The sequence below is a fragment of the Seonamhaeicola sp. ABD4_340 genome, from assembly GCF_056312135.1.
On the sequence record NZ_CM149981.1, the window covers coordinates 3073794 to 3088099 of the forward strand.

Annotated in this window: 13 protein-coding genes; 2 read left to right on the forward strand and 11 right to left on the reverse strand. The window is 31.9% G+C overall.

Translation table 11 applies throughout. The features are described 5' to 3' along the window. Positions 1-5: 5 nt before the first annotated feature. The 4 genes from ACYX4H_RS13190 to gcvT all read right to left on the reverse strand — a co-directional run bounded on the left by ACYX4H_RS13190 (position 6) and on the right by gcvT (position 3144). Complete coding sequence (locus ACYX4H_RS13190; protein ID WP_475296305.1) at positions 6-749, reverse strand: YebC/PmpR family DNA-binding transcriptional regulator; 744 nt, start codon at positions 747-749, stop codon at positions 6-8. Between the two features lie 115 nt (positions 750-864). After that, entirely contained in the window at positions 865-1158 is a 294-nt protein-coding gene (locus ACYX4H_RS13195) for a 4a-hydroxytetrahydrobiopterin dehydratase (RefSeq protein WP_476236753.1), read from the reverse strand. A 58-nt stretch (positions 1159-1216) separates the two neighbouring features. Further along, positions 1217-2041: a sugar nucleotide-binding protein gene (locus ACYX4H_RS13200; RefSeq protein ID WP_476236754.1), complete on the reverse strand. Its 825-nt coding sequence runs from the start codon at positions 2039-2041 to the stop codon at positions 1217-1219. Between the two features lie 20 nt (positions 2042-2061). Beyond that, positions 2062-3144, reverse strand: coding sequence for a glycine cleavage system aminomethyltransferase GcvT (gcvT, locus tag ACYX4H_RS13205; protein WP_476236755.1), 1083 nt, complete (start codon positions 3142-3144; stop codon positions 2062-2064). Between the two features lie 219 nt (positions 3145-3363). Between gcvT and ACYX4H_RS13210 the strand changes: the two genes are divergently transcribed. Beyond that, positions 3364-4014, forward strand: a complete 651-nt coding sequence (locus tag ACYX4H_RS13210) for an SDR family oxidoreductase (protein WP_476236756.1) — start codon at positions 3364-3366, stop codon at positions 4012-4014. Here ACYX4H_RS13210 and thrC read toward each other — a convergent pair. From thrC to thrA, 3 genes are all read right to left on the reverse strand, one after another. Beyond that, the gene (gene thrC, locus ACYX4H_RS13215; protein WP_476236757.1) at positions 4011-5306 is read right to left on the reverse strand and encodes a threonine synthase; all 1296 of its coding nucleotides are present in this window, start codon (positions 5304-5306) and stop codon (positions 4011-4013) included. The genes ACYX4H_RS13210 and thrC overlap by 4 nt on opposite strands. A gap of 7 nt (positions 5307-5313) precedes the next feature. Continuing rightward, positions 5314-6237 carry a homoserine kinase gene (locus tag ACYX4H_RS13220; protein WP_476238665.1) on the reverse strand — a complete coding sequence of 308 codons (924 nt, stop codon included), beginning with the start codon at positions 6235-6237 and terminating at the stop codon, positions 5314-5316. A 72-nt stretch (positions 6238-6309) separates the two neighbouring features. Continuing rightward, entirely contained in the window at positions 6310-8754 is a 2445-nt protein-coding gene (gene thrA, locus ACYX4H_RS13225) for a bifunctional aspartate kinase/homoserine dehydrogenase I (RefSeq protein WP_476236758.1), read from the reverse strand. A gap of 345 nt (positions 8755-9099) precedes the next feature. Between thrA and ACYX4H_RS13230 the strand changes: the two genes are divergently transcribed. Continuing rightward, positions 9100-10662: an NAD(P)H-hydrate dehydratase gene (locus ACYX4H_RS13230; protein WP_476236759.1), complete on the forward strand. Its 1563-nt coding sequence runs from the start codon at positions 9100-9102 to the stop codon at positions 10660-10662. Positions 10663-10712: 50 nt separating this feature from the next. Here ACYX4H_RS13230 and ACYX4H_RS13235 read toward each other — a convergent pair whose 3' ends face one another. The 4 genes from ACYX4H_RS13235 to ACYX4H_RS13250 form a co-directional block, all read right to left on the reverse strand. After that, on the reverse strand, positions 10713-11276 hold the full coding sequence (locus ACYX4H_RS13235) for an SPOR domain-containing protein (RefSeq protein ID WP_476236760.1): 564 nt from the start codon (positions 11274-11276) through the stop codon (positions 10713-10715). 164 nt (positions 11277-11440) lie between these two features. Next, the gene (locus ACYX4H_RS13240) at positions 11441-12490 is read right to left on the reverse strand and encodes a TlpA family protein disulfide reductase (RefSeq protein ID WP_476236761.1); all 1050 of its coding nucleotides are present in this window, start codon (positions 12488-12490) and stop codon (positions 11441-11443) included. Positions 12491-12573: 83 nt separating this feature from the next. Then, a complete protein-coding gene (locus ACYX4H_RS13245) occupies positions 12574-13428 on the reverse strand; it encodes a substrate-binding domain-containing protein (protein WP_476236762.1) in 855 nt (284 codons plus the stop codon). A 3-nt stretch (positions 13429-13431) separates the two neighbouring features. Continuing rightward, on the reverse strand, positions 13432-14301 hold the full coding sequence (locus ACYX4H_RS13250) for a nucleoside phosphorylase (RefSeq protein ID WP_476236763.1): 870 nt from the start codon (positions 14299-14301) through the stop codon (positions 13432-13434). Positions 14302-14306 lie beyond the last annotated feature (5 nt).

Sequence of the window (14306 nt, forward strand, 5' to 3'; positions counted from 1 at the left end):
TATTATTAAGCAGATTCTTCCATGGTATGATATACGTTTTGTACATCATCATCTTCTTCAAGTTTTTCTAATAGTTTTTCAACATCGGCAACTTGTTCTTCGTTTAATTTTTTTGTTACCTGCGGAATACGCTCAAAACCAGAAGATAGAATTTCAATATTATTTTCTTCTAAATACGCTTGTATTTTACCAAAACTTTCAAAAGGAGCATAAATCATAATACTGGTTATTTCGTTTCCATCTGCATCTTCATCAGTATCTTCAAAAATTTCTTCAACACCAAAATCAATCAACTCTAATTCTAGTTCTTCTAAATCTAAATTTTCACCTTTTACTTTAAAATTGCACGTATGATCGAACATGAAAACAACAGATCCTGAAGTGCCTAAACTTCCGTCGCATTTATTAAAATAGCTACGTACGTTGGCTACAGTTCTTGTATTGTTATCGGTTGCTGTTTCAACTAAAATAGCAATACCGTGTTGTGCATAACCTTCAAAAAGTACTTCTTTATAATCGCCTTGGCTTTTATCGCTTGCACGTTTTATAGCGCGTTCAATATTATCTTTTGGCATGTTAACAGACTTTGCATTCTGTATAACAGCGCGTAAACGGGAATTACTGTCTGGGTCTGGGCCACCTTCTTTTACAGCCATAACAATATCTTTACCAATACGTGTAAAGGCTTTACTCATGGCAGACCAACGTTTCATTTTTCTTGCTTTTCTAAATTCAAAAGCTCTTCCCATAATACTATTTAAGTTAAAAGTTATTTTACGCTTTAATGTTGTTGTTTTTAAAACGTTGCGCAAATTTAAAAAATTATTGCATTTTTAGTAGTTTTTGTACTCTGTGATGTGAAATTTATTCATCAACCGGTTCTACAATGGCTTCAATGGCCTCGGCAAGTTTAAAATCTTTATCGGTTACGCCATTAGCATCGTGTGTTGAAAGTGATATTGTTAATACATTATAAATGTTGCTCCAGTTTGGGTGATGGTTAAGTGCTTCGCATTCAAAGGCTATACGACTCATGGCGCTAAAGCAGTCTCTAAAATTATCAAATTCAAATTCAGCATGAATAGCATCATCAAAATATTCCCAATCTGGGAAACGTAAAAGTTTTGTTTCAATGTCTTGTGCCGATAGTTTACTCATTTTATTTGTGTTTTTTGATTAACAGATTAAAAATACTGATTATTGCTGTTTAAATCAATTATTTTTTTAAATCTTCTAAAACATTTGTACTATAAATTTGTAAATGTTTTGGTAGCTTATTGGTTTTTGGTAAAACCGCTAAATAACGTTCATCATTTGTTGTGAAAACTCTTTTTATAAGCGCTTTTTTTGGTGTTATAATTTGAATCATTTCATTAATAAAGTCGTCATGATGTACCAAATCATTACTACCTAAATGAAAAACGCCATATTTATTTCGGTTTATTATATAGTGTATTTGTTGTGATAATTTATCAATATTTGTAACATTCATAATTAAATTTGGAAACACTTCAACGGGTTCATTTTCATTGATGTTTTTGAGTATTTCAAGCACTCTAGGAGATTTAGCGCCAAAAACCATTGGCAACCTTAAAACAGCTACTTGTTTTTTGGGCAAACGCAATAAATTATTTTCTATTTTTATTTTGAAATGCCCATAAATACTATTGCTAAGCGTTTTTTCATCTTCGTAACTTGGGTATTTACTGTAAGCGTCAAAAACGTTTGCTGATGATAAGTATATTATTTTTATTTTATGGACTCTTACGTATTCAGAAAGATGTAAATGTAGTAGTACTTGTTTTGAAAAATCGCCTCGTAGTGCCGAAATAATTATTGTTGGTTTTACAATTTCTAGAATTTCATATAAATCATCTTCTTCAAAATTATAATGAAAAAAGTGACGATTTTTTTCTAATTGAGTATTTGGTGTACAATAAGTGCCAAAAGTTTTAAAATAAGAGCATAGTTCTTTATAAATGGCATTGCCTATAAAACCACTAGCGCCAAGTATTAATATGCTATGTTTTTCATCTTTCATTTTTAATGAGCAACAACAATTTATCCCTTATAAAAAGGTAATTTAACTACAGTTGCAGGAATGGCTTTTTTTCTAATTTGAATGTTAATTTTACTATCTACCGCTGCAAAAACTTTAGGCAGATAACCTAAACCAATACCAATACCTAGGCTAGGAGACATGGTACCCGATGTTACGTTGCCTATAATATTGCCGTTGCCATCTACAATGTCATATCCTTGGCGCGGAATACCACGTTCATCTAACTTAAAGGCTACTAATTTACGATTTGCACCACGTTCTTTTTCGGCTTTTAAAGCTTCAGAATTTGTAAAATTTTTAGTGAATTTTGTAATCCAACTTAAGCCAGCTTCAATAGGCGATGTAGTGTCATCAATATCATTTCCATATAAACAATATCCCATTTCTAAGCGTAAAGTATCTCTAGCAGCTAAACCAATAGGTTTTATACCAAAATCTGCTCCGGCTTCAAATACTTTGTCCCAAATTTGTTTTACTTCAGAGTTTTTACAGTAAATTTCAAATCCGCCACTACCTGTATAGCCAGTTGCAGAAATAATAACATGCTCAATACCAGCAAAATCACCTACAATAAAGCTGTAAAAGTTAATGGCCGATAAGTCATGACTACTTAAACTTTGCATGGCTTCAACGGCTTTAGGGCCTTGAATGGCTAGTAAAGAATAGTCATCACTTAAATTTCGCATGGTTGCACCAACATCATTTTTACTAGAAATCCAGTTCCAATCTTTTTCAATATTACTGGCATTAACAACCAATAAATACGTATTTTCTTTAATTTTATAAACAATTAAATCATCTACAATACCGCCAGTTTCATTAGGTAAACAACTGTATTGTGCTTTACCTATTGTTAGTTTTGAGGCATCATTACTTGTTACTTTTTGTATTAAATCTAAAGCTTTTTCTCCTTCAATTAAAAATTCGCCCATGTGGCTAACATCAAAAACACCCACAGCATTTCTAACGGTTTCATGTTCAGCATTTACACCTTCGTATTGTACAGGCATATTAAAACCAGCAAAAGGCACCATTTTAGCACCTAAAGCTTCATGAGTTGATGTTAAGGCGGTATTTTTCATAATTTCAACAACTATTTAGATTAAATTTTGGCAAATGTATCGAAAATTGTTCGGTTTTATAAACCTATGCTTAACATTAACTTTATATGAATTCCATAAGGTAATGCAAGTGTTTCTGTTTTAAATTGTTAGTGATTTATAGTTGTTAATACTTGTTAAACTCAGGTTAATTAGCGTTAAATTGTTGGAAATTAATATGTTTGAAGTTATACTGTATATATGGAAAATATATTAGTAGCCGGTGCAAATGGCACCACAGGAAAACAAATAGTAAATTTATTAAACGCATCGCAATATTTTAAGCCTATTGCTATGGTTAGGAAAGAAGAGCAAAAATCGCAATTTGAAAATGAAAATATAAAAACTGTTTTAGGCGATTTAGAAGAAGATTTAAATCATGTATTTAACAGTGAAACAAGCATAGATAAAGTGTTATTTGCTGCTGGTTCTGGCGGTAAAAATGTATTTGCTGTAGACCAAGATGGTGCAAAACGATTAATTGATGCTTCAAAAAACAACAACGTAAAGAAGTTTGTTATGTTAAGCTCTATGGGTGCTGATAAACCCGAAGAAGCTTCTCAACTAAAAGATTATTTAAAAGCAAAACATAATGCCGATGAATATTTAAAAAGTAGCGGATTAAATTATAGTATTGTGCGCCCCGGAACATTAACAAATAATGCAGCTGAACATAAAATTAAGTTAGAAGAAACACTAAATGAGCATGGTGAAATTAGTAGGGCAGATGTAGCACAAACTTTAGTTAAAGTACTTAATGATGATACTGCAAATAAAGCAACTTTTGAAATAATAAAAGGCCACACCTTAATAGGTGAAGCCTTAGATAAATTTTCAACGGTTGTGTATTAACGATTAAGTAAATACAATTTTAAATCATTGTAGCTGCCAATTTTGGTGGCTACTTTTGTTTTACCCATTACAGCTTGAATTTGTTCTGGTAAAGGTTGTTTTTCTTTTACAACATCTTCAACTACATCTAAAAACTTAGTTGGGTGTGCTGTTTCTAAAAATACACAATGTGCATTTGGGTTAGTTTCTAAATGTTTTTTACAACCTAAATACCCAACAGCACCATGCGGATCTGCAACATAGTTATAATTGTTATACATTTCTAACATAGCAGCTTTGGTAGCATCATCTGTAAACCAATACGAAGACAAGTTATTTTTTAATGTTTCAAATTTGTTTTTATATATTTCTTGAATTCTTATAAAGTTACTTGGTGCACCAACATCCATAGCATTGCTTATTGTTTGTATAGATGGTTTAGGCTCATACAATGCAGATTCTAAATAACGTGTTACAACGTTATTAGCATTATTTGAAGCTATAAAGTGTTTTATTGGCAACCCTAATTGTTGCGCCATCATACCAGCACAAATATTACCAAAATTACCACTTGGTACAGAAAATACAATGTTATTATGCTTTTTATAAAGTTGTTTGTAAGCAAATATAAAGTAAAATAACTGTGGTAACCAACGTGCTACATTAATAGAGTTTGCAGATGTTAGCTGCATTTTATTAGTTAAATCTTCATCTAAAAATGCTGTTTTAACCATGGCTTGACAGTCATCAAAAGTGCCATTAACTTCTAAAGCCTTTATGTTTTGTCCAAGTGTAGTTAATTGCTTTTCTTGAATATCACTCACTTTTCCGCTAGGATAAAGTATGACTACATTTACACCTTTAACACCTAAAAAACCATTTGCAACAGCACCTCCAGTATCACCAGATGTTGCTACTAAAACAGTTACTTCATTATTATTGTTTTTATTAAAATAACCTAAACAACGCGCCATAAAGCGTGCGCCAACATCTTTAAATGCCATGGTTGGCCCATGAAACAATTCTAATGTTGAAATATTATCATTCAACTTTACTACAGGAAAATCAAATGACAAGGTTTCTTCAACAATAGTTTTCAAAACGTCTTCTGGAATTTCTGGTGATACGAATTGTTTAATAGTTTCAAAAGCTATTTCTGCATTTGATAAATTGTCTAAATTTTTAAAAAAATCGTCTGATAATGGCGTTATGCTTTCAGGAAAATATAAACCTTTATCTGATGCTAAGCCTTTAACAACTGCGTTTTCAAAGGTTGTGTTTGGTGCTTGTTTATTAAGAGAATAATAATTCATGGTTTGTTTAATTCAATATTTTTATCCCTTTTGTATTAATTTTAGATATGTGAATATCAAAATCAATTCCAGTAGAGTTGTATACGTTTTTAATAGCTTCTGCTACTTTTTTTGCAGTTTCTTCGCCTTTGCAAAGCGAAAAAATAGATGGTCCGGAACCCGAAATACAAGCGCCTAATGCTCCGGCACTTAGCATGCTGTTTTTAACCTCTTGATAATGCGGAATTAGTTTGCTTCTGTGCGGTTCTATAATAACATCGTGAAGCGAATCTTTAATTAAATTATAATCACTTGTATGTAAGGCATGAATTAAACTACCCACATTAGACCATTGTGTTATAGCATCATTTAGCGAAACTTCATTTGGTAATACAGCTCTTGAGTCTGATGTTTTTATTTCTATTTGTGGATGAATAATAGTTGCAAACAAATTATCTGGACTCGGAATTTCCAAAATTTGCAAAGGCTTGATGCCTTTTACTAAAGTAAAACCACCAAACATAGCAGGAGCAAGGTTATCGGCATGTTCACATTTACTTGCTAAAGCTTCGCCTTTCATGGCAAATTCTGTTAGTTGTGTTTTGTTAAACGGACGATTTAAAAGTTCGTTCATACCAAAAACGCTACCCACAGCACTGGCTGCGCTACTACCAATACCGCTACCAGGTTTTATGTTTTTATAAATTTCAATTTCAAAACCAAAATCTATATCCAGAGCTTCGTACATGGCTAGTGCTGAAACACCAGCTACGTTTTGTTCGGCTTCATAAGGCAAATTGAAACCTTCAATATTTGTTATTTTAATACCTTTAGTTTCAACCTTACGAATAACCATGGTATCACCAACAGTATCTAAACAAAAGCCTAAAACGTCAAATCCGCAAGCAACATTTGCTACTGTAGCAGGTGAAAAAATTTTTATTTCGTTCATGTTTTCAATTAAATAATTTTCTGCGGCACTAGAGCATGAAATATCACTTTCTTTGTGTAATTCCATAATTTTTTAATTGTTTGCTAGTCTAATAATATCTGCAAACAAGCCTGATGCTGTAACATCGGCACCAGCGCCAGCGCCTTTAATAATCATAGGTTGTTTTGGGTAACGTTCAGTATAAAACATTACTATATTATCACTACCTTCTAAATTATAAAATGGATGTCCTACAGGAATTTCTTGCAGGCTTACACTTGCTTTACCGTTATCAAACTTTGCTACATATTTTAACTGACAATTTTGCGCTTTCGCGGAAGCAAATAAAGCTTGGTAATGTGCTTCATCATCAATCAATGTTTTATAGAAATCATCAACGGTATCACTTTTTAGTCCTGCTTGAGAAAGGAATGATGTGTTTTCAATGTCTTCTAAATTCATTTCAACACCGCTTTCTCTGGCTAAAATTAAAATTTTTCTAGCCACATCAACACCACTTAAGTCTATTCTTGGGTCTGGCTCAGTGTAACCTTCGGCTGCTGCTTGTTTTACAACATCGTAAAATTTAGTGGTATCATTAAAATTGTTAAAAACAAAGTTTAAACTTCCGCTTAAAACGGCTTGAATAGATTTAACTTTATCACCCGAAGCTACTAAATTATTAAGCGTATCAATAACAGGTAAACCTGCGCCAACGTTGGTTTCAAACAAAAAAGGCGCATTATATTTTAATGATAAACGTTTTAACTCTTTGTAGTTTGAAAACGCACTAGAGCAGGCAATTTTATTACATGCTACAACAGCAATACTTTCACGCAAATAATGTGCGTAAAGGTTAGCAACATCTTTGTTGGCAGTAACATCAACAAAAATACTATTACGTAAATTAAGCAATTTTGTTTTTTCAAAAAAGCCTTGTAATGTTGCTTTTTCTCCGTTATTTAGTTGGTCTTTCCAGTCTTTTAAATCTAAACCACTTTCATTAAAAACCATTTTTCTTGAGTTTGAAAGTCCGGCAACACGTAGGTTTATTTTTAAATTTTCTTTTAAATATTTACGTTGTTGTTTTATTTGTTCAACCAAACGTTCGCCAACATTACCAACACCTGTAATAAATACATTAAGTTGCTTTGTTTTACTTTCAAAAAACTGTTCGTGTAGTACGTTTAATGCCTTTTTTACATCACTTTCGGCAATGACAACAGATATGTTTTTTTCTGAAGCACCTTGAGCAATGGCACGAATATTAATATTGTTTTTACCAAGAGCGCTAAACATTTTACCACTAATACCTTGGTGGTTTTTCATATTATCGCCCACTAAAGCAACAATAGACAAATGTTCTTCAACAATAATAGGTTCTATTTTATTAAGAGCAATTTCGTTTTCAAAAGTAGCATCAATAGCTTCTTTTGCTAACACAGCATCTTTAGCTTCAATACCTAAACAAATAGAATGTTCAGATGATGCTTGGGTAATTAAAATAATATTAATTTTTTCTTGAGAAAGTGTTTCAAACAAACGCTTAGAGAACCCAGGGATTCCAACCATTCCGCTACCTTCTAAAGTCAACAAAGCAATGTTACCAATGTTACTTATTCCTTTTACGGGGTTAGCGCCATTTGTAGCTTTATTTGATATTATTGTACCAACAGCTTCGGGCTTTAAAGTGTTTTTTATATGAATAGGAATTTCTAAATTTAAAACAGGTTGTACCGTTGGCGGGTATAAAACCTTAGCGCCAAAATGCGATAATTCCATGGCTTCTTGGTATGATATTTCGCTAATAGGGTAGGCTTGTTTTACCATTTTTGGGTTGGTGGTAAACATACCGCTAACATCTGTCCAAATTTCTAATTGTTCAACTTTTAAAGCTGCTGCAATAATTGCTGCTGTAAAATCTGATCCGCCACGACCTAAAGTTGTTTGTTCTCCATTTAAAGATTTTGAAACAAAACCAGGTAAAATGGTAATTGTTTGTGAGGCCGATTTAAAGTAATTTTGAATGTTTTCATTGGTAATTTTGTAATTAACTTCGGCTTTTGTAAAGTTAGCATTAGTAATTACAAGCTCTTGAGAATTTTTTCTTTCAGCAGATATTCCTCTACTTTTCATGGTTTCAGCAATAATGAAAGACGATAAAAGCTCACCAAAGCTCACAAGTTTATCTGATGTTTTTGGTGATAACTCGTTTATTAAAAAAATACCATCTAATAAATTTTTTAATGCCTCAAGTTTTTCTTCAACATAAGCTATAACCGTTTGGTTGTTTTCTGGTATTAACTCCTTTACAATGGTAATATGCGTTTGCTTTATAGTGTTAAAAACATTGGTGAAGTCTGCTTCTTTATTTTGTGCTTTTTTACCTGCTAATAACAATTTATCGGTAATGCCTCCAACAGCAGACACAACACATGCTACGTTGCTGTTTTTTGAGGTGTTTTCTAAAATGTTTATTACGTTATTTATGTTTTTTGAAGAACCTACAGATGTTCCCCCAAATTTTAAAACCTTCATTTTTTAATGAAATTGATTATGTAAATATTTTATTGAAACGTGATTTGTTGAAAAAATCACACGATAGCCCGAAGTATATATAATTAACAACCCCAAAGGGTAGTTGTGTTTGTAGTTGTACCAATAATAGAAATGGTTCTTTTAGTAGAAAAAGAACGTGTAAACATCGTATTTTGGTTCAAATGAATCATTATAAGCTATTATAATATTACCCAAAAGTATTACATTTAACCAAATTAAAAAACTAAAACATTTTTTTTGTAGTATTCTTAAGCATAACACTTTTTATTTTAAGAAATTCAACGTTATTACAAAAGAATTAGAAATTCAATAAACATTACATTAATGAAAATATTCTCTAAAGAACAAATTTACGAAGGAGATAAACTTACAGCCGTAAGACAAAATATTACATCAACCGATTTAATGGAACGTGCGGCTACCCAAATTTTTAACTGGATGCACATGCGCATGCAAGGTGCTCAAGTACCCGTGCACGTATTTTGTGGTATTGGCAATAATGGTGGCGATGGTTTGGTATTAGCAAGGCATTTAATAACACATGGCTACAATGTGCACACTTATGTTGTAAACTACAGTGATAAACGCTCAAAAGATTTTTTAATAAATTATGATAGAATAAAAAATGTTACTAAAAATTGGCCCACTTTATTAAAATGTGAAGAAGATTTTCCTGAAATTCACCCTGATGATATTATTGTTGATGCTGTTTTTGGCATAGGCCTAAATAGACCGGTTGCAAACTGGGTTAAAGCCTTATTTGTTCATTTTAGAAATACAAAAGCTTTCACTTTATCGGTTGATATCCCATCAGGATTACATACCGATAAAGTTCCCGAAAATGAAAATGATGTTGTACAAGCCGGTTATACCTTAAGTTTTGCAACCCCAAAACTAGTGTTCTTTTTACCTGAAACCGCTAAGTACACTGTACAGTGGGAAGTTTTAGATATTGGTTTAGATGCCGAATTTGTGCAAACTACTAACACCGAAGTAGAATTAATTGGTAAATATGAAGTTTTGCCAATGTACGTTCCGCGTGATAAATTTTCGCATAAAGGCAATTTTGGACATAGTTTAATAATTGGAGGAAGCTACGGAAAAATTGGCGCTGTTACTTTGGCCAGTAAAGCGTGTTTATCTGCAGGTGCTGGCTTAGTTTCTGCATTTGTTCCTAAATGTGGTTATAATGTGTTGCAAGCTTCATTTCCTGAAGCCATGGTGTTTACAGATGATAGTGAAACTCACATAACTAATATTGTATTTGATGTTGAACCAACGGTTGTTGGCTTGGGTATTGGTTTAGGTACCAACACCAAAACAGTAACAGCTTTTGAAAAATTTTTAAAAGAAAACAAAACACCTTTAGTTATTGATGCCGATGGCCTAAATATTTTAGCAAAAAACAAAGATTTATTAAAATTATTACCCGAAAACACAGTTTTAACCCCGCACCCAAAAGAATTAGAGCGTCTTGTTGGTAAATGGGAAGACGATTTTGATAAACTGAAAAAAACCAAAGCTTTATCAAAAAAATACAGAATTATTATTGTTGTGAAAGGCGCCAATACCATTACTGTTGCTGGCGATAAACTTTATGTAAACACTACAGGAAATCCGGGGTTAGCCACCGCAGGAACGGGAGATGTTTTAATGGGAATTATTACTGGTTTAATTTCACAAGGTTACAACCCGTTGGCTGCAAGTATTTTTGGTGTTTATTTACACGGAAAATCTGGAGATATTGCTGTTAACGATTATGGTTACCAAAGTTTAATAGCAAGTCACATAATAGATTATTTAGGCGAAGCCTTTATAGATTTATTTAAACAGCCAGAACAAGAACAAGCGCCTAAAGAAGGCGATGAAGCAGCAGCACAACAGTAAATTAAATTTAGCTATACACTGGTTTTGTTTAAACTAAGCAATACAAAAAACTAGTGTATAGTTTCATTACTTATTAACAAGGCATCTTTAACAAGTAATTTTTCACCATTATTAGTAGCTACAATAAACGCGTCTTTAAAGCCAAGAGTTATTAAGTCTTTTTTTAAAGATAAAGCTTCATTATAGTTTCTAAAATTACCAACAGCATATTTGTAATTATTATTAACCTTGCTTTTGGTTATAACGCCAGCTTGATGTTCTTCTATTGTTTTTATATTAAACTTTTCAAAAGCACCTATTTGTACGCTGTATATTAAACCTTGGTATGTGTTAGTGTTTAATGCTGTATTAAGCAATTCAGGTTGTTTTTTTATTACTATTTCATGGTTTACAATTTGGTTTTCATTATTAAAAGTATAGAAATAGTAAAGCGCGTAGACAAGGCCAAAAAACAGAATACAAGCAAGTATTATTAGCATTTTATTAAAAAAATAAGCGTTTTGTAACTTGCTTGTTTTTGTTTTTATTTCTTGTGAAGCAAGATCTAAATCTTTTTCTCCTTTTTCAATTAATTTATGTAAGTTAACTAAGTTGGTTTCTTCAATAAAAGGCATCTTTTATAAAGTGTTTTTTGCATTAATAAATTCTTAAAAGAAAACTTGCTAGGGAAAGTTCTGCTTAAAACAAATATAAAGTTTTAATATTTTTTTTCAAATAAGTTTTTGGTATAAAAAAAGCCTCAAAAAATGAGGCTTTACTTTATTTTATAATGAAATTTTTAAATACTTAAACTATTAAATATTTCGATGAGTTTTGGGCTTGAAGGTCTTGGTGCATCGGCATCAACAACATTTCCTTCTGGATCAATAATAATGAATCTAGGAATACCCATAATTTTATAGCCTTGTACAAATTCTGATCTCCAAGCATTATCTGCTAATAACTGTAAGCCACCCATGTTTTTATCGGCAATCATTTTTTTCCAACCTTCTTTAGCTGCTGCTAAACGAGCTTCGGGCGTATCGCCTTTATAACCACGACCTTCATCAACAGAAATGCTTACAAACTCAATATTTTTATCGTGATATTTTGCTTCAACTTCCTTTAAAAACGGAATTTCTCTTTTGCATGGTCCGCACCAAGTTGCCCAAATATCAATGTATAAGTATTTTCCTTTTAAATCACTTAAAGATGTAGTGCCGCCTTTAGCGTTTTCATAGTTAGAAAAACTAGGTGATGGTTTTCCAATTAAATCATCATATTGGCTTGCCATGGCTTTTTGTTGCTTGTAAGCCGTAAGTAAACCTTCTTCCATTTTACTTAAATTAGTAGCTTCATTGGCTTGAATAGTTGAATCTAAACCTTTTGAATTTTCTAATAATTCAGTGAATTGCTTTTGCACTTCAGATACTTTAGTTTTAAAAGCATCTTCTTCTAAATCTAACAAATCTGCAGTTAAAGCGGTTTCTTGCAATAATGCTTTTTTAGCTAAATAGGTACTAGTTTCTGCACCTTCACCTGTATAACTTATACTTTCATCAAATTCATCAGTATTTAAAGTCATTTTGATATCTACACCATTTTTTAAAAATAAATAGGTAGATTCTTTTCCATCAAATAAGTTGTAAACACCAGCTTCTACTTTTAGTGTATCTTTAAAAGTTCCATCGTCATTAACCTGTATTGTTTTAGTGAAATTTCTAGATCTAATTAATAGTGAGTCACTATTTTTATTAGTTATTTCACCCGAAAGTGTTGCGTAATCTTTAGGTTCTTGTTTGCAAGCAAATGCAAAAGCAACTAAAGTAATTAATAAAATTTTCTTCATTATTTATATAAATTTTCAATTCAAAAATACACAATTAGTTATGTCTGCTATAAATTTTTCAATTTAATTAACAGTTGTTTCTTTTATATTTTATGAATTAATGTGTTGTAGTCTACTTTATTGGGTATTATGTTTAGTTTTAGCAGTTTGTTTTGTACGTTTTCAATGGTATTTTTATCAATAACCTCTTGAGACCACTCTGTTAAAGTGAGCCATTCTTGTACATCTTCTAGTTTTTGTTCATAGCGGTTTGCTATGGTTTTATCAATACTTGGTATGTCTTTAAAATCGGCTGTGGTGTTATTAATAATATCTAGAATAGTTTTGAGTTCAGCTTCATTATTTTCAATAAAATCTTCTCTAACAGCAATAACAAAACAAGGCCACGGAGAAGGGCAGTTGCCAACACTTCTAAAAGTACCATCATCTACCAAAGGCTTAGTTGTAAATTTTTCCCAAAGAAAATAATCGGCATCACCATTGGTTAAACCTTCAACAGCACCGTTAAGGTTTTTTATAACTTCAAAATTTAAATCATTTTCTAAATTCCATTGGTTATTTTCGGCATTTATGTAAGCCATTAAATGTGACCCAGAACCATATCTGCTAATTGCAGCTTTTGTTCCTTTTAAATCATTTAAAGTTTTATATTTTGATTTTTCTGCTACGTGAATACCCCAAATTAAAGGTGTTTGCACAAAGGTTTGCACAATTTTGCTTGGGTTTCCGGCAATGATATCTTTTATAATGCCTTCGGTTAAAATAACAGCTATATCAATATCTTTATTTCTTAAAGCTTTACACATGGCGCCTGTACCACCATAATAGTCGTGCCAGCGTAAATTAATACCTTCATTTTTATACTCACCATCTTTTAGCGTTAAGTACCAAGCTAAATTAAAATGCTCTGGTACACCACCAATGTTTACTTGTTTCATTAATTATTCTGCAATTTTATTAAGGGTGTATGTTATTAAATTCTCAACGGTTTTGTATGGGTTTTGGCTAAAATCACCTGTTGCTCTGTTTGCTATAATAGCGTTCATAGAAACGGCATTATGCCCTAAAAGTTCACTAAGGCCGTAAATGGCCGATGTTTCCATTTCTAAATTGGTAACACGCAATCCGTTAAAATTAAAACTATCAATTTTTTTATTAAGAAGTTCATCTTGCAAAGGTAACCTTAGTACGCGACCCTGTGGCGCATAAAAACCGCCAGCCGTGGCCGTAACGCCTAGAAACGTTTGGTTACTATTAATTTTATTTTGAAGCGTTTCACTGTTTTTTATAACAATAGGGCGCGCTTTGTTAGCACTCCAATTAGTTTGGTTTACAAAAGCATTTTCAATATCTGGATGGCTAATATTTTCTATTTGATAACTATGGAGCATACCGTTTAAATCTAGAGCGTATTCACTTAAAACAAAAGCATCAACAGGAATATCTTTTTGTAAAGAACCTGATGTGCCAATTCTAATAATATCAAGACTTTTAAGTGTTTTGTTAGGTTGCCTAGTATCTAAATTTATGTTTACAAGAGCATCTAATTCATTTAAAACAATATCAATATTGTCAGGCCCAATACCGGTTGAAATAACCGATATTCGCTTGCCTTTGTAGGTGCCTGTTTGTGTTTTAAACTCTCTTTTTTGAGTTTCAAAATCTACAGTATCAAAATGTTTTGTTACTTTTTCAACTCTATTTTGGTCACCAACAAAAATAATTGTACCTCCAATGTTTTCAGGTTTTAAATTTAAATGATAAACACTACCATCTGGATTTAAAATTAGTTCAGATTCTTTTATTGCCATAATAT

What these genes read in the sequence shown, in the direction of transcription:
- ACYX4H_RS13190 (WP_475296305.1), bottom strand. Translation starts at nt 749, where the DNA reads ATGGGAAGAGCTTTTGAATTTAGAAAAGCAAGAAAAATGAAACGTTGG.
- ACYX4H_RS13195 (WP_476236753.1), bottom strand. Translation starts at nt 1,158, where the DNA reads ATGAGTAAACTATCGGCACAAGACATTGAAACAAAACTTTTACGTTTC.
- ACYX4H_RS13200 (WP_476236754.1), bottom strand. Translation starts at nt 2,041, where the DNA reads ATGAAAGATGAAAAACATAGCATATTAATACTTGGCGCTAGTGGTTTT.
- gcvT (WP_476236755.1), bottom strand. Translation starts at nt 3,144, where the DNA reads ATGAAAAATACCGCCTTAACATCAACTCATGAAGCTTTAGGTGCTAAA.
- ACYX4H_RS13210 (WP_476236756.1), top strand. Translation starts at nt 3,364, where the DNA reads ATGGAAAATATATTAGTAGCCGGTGCAAATGGCACCACAGGAAAACAA.
- thrC (WP_476236757.1), bottom strand. Translation starts at nt 5,306, where the DNA reads ATGAATTATTATTCTCTTAATAAACAAGCACCAAACACAACCTTTGAA.
- ACYX4H_RS13220 (WP_476238665.1), bottom strand. Translation starts at nt 6,237, where the DNA reads ATGAACGAAATAAAAATTTTTTCACCTGCTACAGTAGCAAATGTTGCT.
- thrA (WP_476236758.1), bottom strand. Translation starts at nt 8,754, where the DNA reads ATGAAGGTTTTAAAATTTGGGGGAACATCTGTAGGTTCTTCAAAAAAC.
- ACYX4H_RS13230 (WP_476236759.1), top strand. Translation starts at nt 9,100, where the DNA reads ATGAAAATATTCTCTAAAGAACAAATTTACGAAGGAGATAAACTTACA.
- ACYX4H_RS13235 (WP_476236760.1), bottom strand. Translation starts at nt 11,276, where the DNA reads ATGCCTTTTATTGAAGAAACCAACTTAGTTAACTTACATAAATTAATT.
- ACYX4H_RS13240 (WP_476236761.1), bottom strand. Translation starts at nt 12,490, where the DNA reads ATGAAGAAAATTTTATTAATTACTTTAGTTGCTTTTGCATTTGCTTGC.
- ACYX4H_RS13245 (WP_476236762.1), bottom strand. Translation starts at nt 13,428, where the DNA reads ATGAAACAAGTAAACATTGGTGGTGTACCAGAGCATTTTAATTTAGCT.
- ACYX4H_RS13250 (WP_476236763.1), bottom strand. Translation starts at nt 14,301, where the DNA reads ATGGCAATAAAAGAATCTGAACTAATTTTAAATCCAGATGGTAGTGTT.